The 5,296-nt window shown below is 68.0% G+C and carries 5 protein-coding genes; all 5 read left to right on the plus strand.

What is annotated here, in order from left to right; genetic code table 11:
• Positions 1-1,041, plus strand: a 1,041-nt coding sequence (locus tag K678_RS16735; RefSeq protein ID WP_021133663.1) for an ApeI family dehydratase, incomplete at its 5' end; no start/stop codon positions are given.
• Complete coding sequence (locus K678_RS16740; RefSeq protein WP_039853711.1) at positions 1,038-2,813, plus strand: glycosyltransferase family 2 protein; 1,776 nt, start codon at positions 1,038-1,040, stop codon at positions 2,811-2,813. The genes K678_RS16735 and K678_RS16740, both read left to right, overlap by 4 nt.
• Positions 2,810-3,220 carry an acyl-CoA thioesterase gene (locus K678_RS16745; RefSeq protein WP_021133665.1) on the plus strand — a complete coding sequence of 137 codons (411 nt, stop codon included), beginning with the start codon at positions 2,810-2,812 and terminating at the stop codon, positions 3,218-3,220. The genes K678_RS16740 and K678_RS16745 overlap by 4 nt, the downstream gene beginning before the upstream one ends.
• Positions 3,217-3,801: an outer membrane lipoprotein carrier protein LolA gene (locus K678_RS18035; RefSeq protein ID WP_021133666.1), complete on the plus strand. Its 585-nt coding sequence runs from the start codon at positions 3,217-3,219 to the stop codon at positions 3,799-3,801. The genes K678_RS16745 and K678_RS18035 overlap by 4 nt, the downstream gene beginning before the upstream one ends.
• A partial coding sequence (locus K678_RS16755; protein WP_021133667.1) for an MMPL family transporter occupies positions 3,798-5,296 on the plus strand: 1,499 nt, incomplete at its 3' end. The genes K678_RS18035 and K678_RS16755, both read left to right, overlap by 4 nt.

The raw sequence follows: 5,296 nt of genomic DNA on the forward strand, positions 1-5,296 counted from the left end.
GCAGGCGCGGTGCTGGTCACCAGCCCGGCCCATCTGACCCGGCTGGGCGGTCTGCCCCCGCTGGCCGAGGCGAAACGGCCGCGTCTGATCCTGTCGGCCGGGGCGCCCTTGCCCGAAGCAGCGGTGATCGAGACCGGGCGGCTTCTTGGGCGCGACATCACTGAAATCTATGGCAGCACCGAAACCGGAGCGATCGCGATGCGGCCCCGCAACGGCGCGGGCGAGGGTTCGTGGCGGCCGCTGCCGGGCTACCGCGTCAGCCGCAACGCTGCCGGGCTGCTCTGTCTCGATGCGCCGGGCGGAAAGGCCGAAATCGCCGACCGGATCGAGCTTACCGCCGAGGACGGGTTTCATCTACTGGGCCGGGCCGACCGGATCGCCAAGATCGAGGGCAAGCGGATCAGCCTTGATGCCGTCGAGCAGGCGCTGAAAGCCCGCCCCGAAATCGCCGATGCCGCAATCGTGGTGCTGAACGATCCCCAGCCCCATCTGGCGGCGGTGGCGGTGCTGTCGGCGGCGGGACAGGCCGAGTTGACCCGGCTGGGACGGTTCCGACTCGGCCGGGCCTTGCGCGCCGGATTGACGGCCAGCCTCGATCCCGCCGGTCTGCCCCGCCGCTGGCGCTTTGTCGAAACGTTGCCGGTAGGCGCGATGGGCAAGCGGCGCAATGCCGATCTGGCCACCGTGTTCGAGCCGCCGCCCCGCCAGCCCCGGATCGTCGCCAAGCGCGGCGGCGTGGACGGCGCTGTCGAGCTTGATCTTGAGATCGACCCCGCTCTGGTGTGGTTTAAGGGGCATTTTCCCGGCCACCCGATCCTGCCCGGCGTGGTGCAGATCGACTGGGCCATTGCCTTTGCCCGCGAGCATCTCGGCCTTGATCTGCCCGCCGCCCGCGACTTCCAGATCAAGTTCCGGGCGACGATCCTGCCGGACGACCGGGTCACTCTGACGCTCCGCCACGAGGCGGCGAAACGGCGGCTGGGCTTCCAGTACCGGCGTGGCGACGAGATATGTTCCTCCGGCACGGCTTCCTGCCGATGAAACCCTGCGCCCTGATCCCCAGCCGCAATCACTGGACCGCCCTGCCCGCGATCATCGCGACCGTGCGCCGCGCCGGTCTGCCGATCCTGGTGATCGACGACGGCAGCGACGAACCGGCGGCCAGCGCGCTGGCCGCCCTCAATGATCCAGACAATGGCGTCAGCGTGACCCGGCTGCCGGTCAATCAAGGCAAGGGCATCGCGGTCGCGACCGGCTTTCGCCTTGCCGCCGCCCAAGGCTTCACCCACGCGGTTCAGATCGATGCCGATGGTCAGCACGATCTCGACGCCCTGCCCCGCCTGCTGGCGGCGGCCGAGGCCAACCCCGACGCCCTGATCAGCGGCGCGCCGCTCTATGACGACAGCATCCCGACCGGGCGCAAGATCGGCCGTTGGATCACCCATCTATGGGTGTTCGTCGAAACCCTGTCCTTTCGGATCAGCGACAGCATGTGCGGCTTTCGCGTCTATCCGCTGGCCGCCTGTCTTGCCCTGCTTGATCGCGAGCCGGTCGGACGGCGGATGGATTTCGATACCGACATCATGGTTCGGCTGTTCTGGCGCGGCATCGCCCCGGTGATGGTGCCGGTGAAGGTGACCTATCCCCCCGGCAATCTGTCGAATTTCGCCATCGTCGCCGACAATGTCCGCATCAGTTGGATGCATACCCGGCTGGTGACCGCGATGTTGTGGCGACTCCCCGGCATCTTATACCGGCGGCTCAATGAATTGACCCGCCATATTGCCCCTCGCCGGGCGGGCGCATCCGCGCCCTTGGCCGCCGCCTCAATGGCGGCCAGATACCGGCCAACAGGTCAAAACAAAGGTTGGCCGGTATTACGCCATCGCCCGCCCCGTCCCGCCGCCCATTGGGCCGGACTGGGCGAACGCGGCGCGCTGTGGGGGCTGGCCCTTGTCGCCGCCGCCTATCGATGGCTGGGGCGGCGGGCCTGCGCTGCCGTCATCGCGCCGATCGTGCTGTATTTCTATCTCAGTGGAACCGAGCAACGCCGCGCCTCGCTCGATTATCTGGGTCGGGTGCTGGGTCGGCCAGCGCGCTTTGCCGATGGGTTCCGCCATTTCCGCGATTTCGCCAGCCGCGCACTCGACGCCTTCGCCGCCTGGAAGGGCGCGATCCCCCCTGCCGCGATGGAGATCGCCACCCCCGAGACCCTGGCCGAGGCGGCGGCGACCCGACGCGGCGCCCTGCTGGTGGTATCCCATCACGGCAACGCCGAACTGTCGCGGGCGCTGATGGACCCGAACTTGCGGGCGCGGCTGACCGTGCTGGTCCACACCCGCCATGCCGAGAATTACAACCGGCTGCTGGCCCGCCACCACGGCGACGCGCCGAGCCGGACGATCCAGGTCGCCGAGATCGGCCCCGACACCGCGATCTTGCTGCGCGAGCGGATCGAGCAGGGCGAATGGGTAGCGATCGCGGGCGACCGGGTGCCGGTGCTGTCGCAAGGCCGGGTCAGCCGAGTGCCGTTTCTGGGGGCGATGGCCGAGTTCTCGCACGGGCCGTGGCTGCTGGCGGCCCTGCTCGATTGTCCGGTCTATCTGCTGTTTTGCCGCCGCATCGGCGAGGGGCGGTGGAGCCTCAGCCTCGAACCGTTCGCCGAGCGGATCGTCCTGCCGCGCGGCCGCCGCGCCGAAGCCCTGGCCGAACAGGCCGCGCGCTATGCCGCCCGGCTGGAGGCCGAATGCCGGGCCGCGCCGACGCAATGGTACAATTTCTTCAGCTTCTGGGCGGGGAAGACCGACCGATGATTTCCGCAGAGATCACGCTTACCGCGCAATTCTACGATCTCGATCCGATGCAGGTGGTGTGGCACGGCAATTACCCGCGCTATCTCGAACAGGCGCGCTGCGCCCTGCTCGACCACATCGGCTATAATTATCCCGAGATGGAAGCGTCGGGCTATCTGTGGCCGATCGTCGATATGCGGCTGAAATATGTCCGCCCGGTCCGCTTTGCCCAAACCATCCGGGTCAGCGCCACCCTGGCCGAATATGAAAACCGCCTGCGGATCGAGTACCGCATCACCGACGCGGGCACTGGCGAGGTTCTGACCAAGGCCACCACCACCCAATTGGCCGTCGAAGCGGCCAGCCAGGAATTGTGCCTGGAATCTCCGTCGGCGCTGGTCGAGCGGGTCAGAAAGCTGCTGCCATGATCCGCGCTCTACTCCTGGTCCTGCTGCTGGCCGTTACCGCTACCGGGCTGCGGGCCGAACCGGCGATGCTGAAAGACGGCGATGTGCTGCGCGGCCATTTCGTCCAGGAACGCCACATGCAGGGCTTTGCCAATCCGATCCGGTCGGAAGGCAGCTTTGTCGTCGCCCCCGGACGCGGGCTGATCTGGCGGGCCGAGACCCCGTTCGCGGTCACCACCGTGGTGACCCCGGCCGGGCTGGTCCAAAGCGTCGAAGGCACCGAGACCACCCGGCTGGCGGCGGCGCGGCTGCCGTTTCTCACCCGCCTCTACGACATGATGGCGGGCGCGCTGGGGGGCGATTGGCGGGCGTTGGAAGGGGTGTTCACGATCACCCGGACGGCCGACCAGATCGCGCTGGTGCCGTCAAAGCCCGACGACCCCACCGCCGCCCAGATCGCCCAGATCACCGCGCGACTGGGCCGCTTTGTCGAAGCGGTCGAGATCAGAAAACCCGGCGGCGATTTCGACCGGCTGACCTTCACCGCGCAAAGCCTCAACACCCGTCCGCTCGATGCCGCCGAGGCGGCGATGTTGAAGTGAGAAAAACCCTCGCCCTCATCTGGCTGGTCCTGGTTGTGGCAGCGGGAGTCCATGTCGCGACAATCGTGCGCGCCGGTCTGCCGCTCGAAACCGACATCATGGCCCTGCTGCCACGCGAGGAGCGCGACCCCGCGGTGCAGGCGGCGAAGGACCGGATCGCCGAAACCCTGGCGCGGCGGGTGGTGGTGCTGGTCGGCCATGCCGAGCGCGATGTCGCCCGCGCCGAGGCGACCGAGTTGCGCCGCCGCCTGACCGAGGCCGGGCTGGTCAAGACCGAAACCGATGTTCCGGGACCAGAGGCGATCAAGCGCCTGGGCGCGGCCTATTTCCCCTATCGCGCCGGTCTGCTGGCCGACAACGACCGCGCCGCGCTGGAACACGGCGAGGGCCAGAGTCTGGTGACGCGGGCGCTGTCGCAGCTGTTCGGCTTTGGCGGCTTTGTCGACTCGCGGCTGCTCGCCCGCGATCCCTTCCTGCTGTTTCCCGCCTTCCTGACCGGCCTGCCGGTTCCGGCCAACCGGCTCACGATCGACGAGGGAATGCCGACCGTGATCGAGGACGGCACCCATTGGGTTCTGGTCAGCCTGATCCTGACCGGCGAGCCCTATGCGCTTGAGTTCCAGAACCGCTTCGTCAGCGCCTTCGATGCCGCCCTGGCCGATGCTCCCTCTGGCGTGACGGCCAAGCGCTTGGGGGCGGTGTTTTTCGCCCAGGCCGGAGCCAGCCGGGCCATCAGCGAATCGAGCCGGATCGGACTGGTCTCGCTGGCCGGAATTGTGCTGCTGGTGGTGCTGACCTTCCGCTCGACCCGGCCACTATTGCTGTCGCTGCTGGCGATCGGCACCGGCTTTCTGGTGGCACTTTCGGCCTGCCTTGCGTTGTTCGGCAGCCTGCACGTCGCCGCCCAATTGTTCGGGGCCAGCCTGATCGGCATCGCGGTCGATTACGCCCTGCTTTATTTCGGTCAGATCTTCACCAATCGGACCCGCCCCGCCGACCGGCTGGCCCAGGTGATGCCGGGGCTATCGCTGGGGGCCGCCTGCGCCATCGTCGGCTATTCCGCTTTGGCGCTGTCGCCATTCCCCGGCCTGAAACAGGTGGCTTTGTTCTCGGCGGTGGGGCTGTTGGGCTCGTTCCTGACCGTGGTGTTGTGGTTCCCCCTGCTCGACCGCGCGCCAGCTTCCCACTTGAACCGTCCTATCGCGGCGGCGGCCCGTGGGCTGTGGCGTTTCTGGGACGAAGCCCGCTTTGGCCGGGGCCGGATCGCTTTGGTCCTGGTGCTGGCCGGATTGGGAGCAATCGGGCTGGCCCGGCTGGAGCCCGACGACGACGTTCGCCGCCAGCAAGGGCTGTCACCCACCCTGGTCGCCGAACAGGCCGAGATTCAGCGGCTGGCCGGGTTCGGCCAACTGACCCAATTCTTCCTGGTCGAAGGCGACAGCGAGCAACAGGTGCTGGAGCGGGAAGAGGCGTTGAGCGCCCGGCTTTCCGGCAG

It is taken from the genome of Magnetospirillum fulvum MGU-K5 (assembly GCF_000442515.1).
Lineage (GTDB): Bacteria > Pseudomonadota > Alphaproteobacteria > Rhodospirillales > Magnetospirillaceae > Phaeospirillum > Phaeospirillum fulvum_B.

Bases quoted from the DNA above. Each gene is read 5' to 3' on its own strand.
- K678_RS16740 (WP_039853711.1), top strand. From the start codon at position 1,038: ATGAAACCCTGCGCCCTGATCCCCAGCCGCAATCACTGGACCGCCCTG.
- K678_RS16745 (WP_021133665.1), top strand. From the start codon at position 2,810: ATGATTTCCGCAGAGATCACGCTTACCGCGCAATTCTACGATCTCGAT.
- K678_RS18035 (WP_021133666.1), top strand. From the start codon at position 3,217: ATGATCCGCGCTCTACTCCTGGTCCTGCTGCTGGCCGTTACCGCTACC.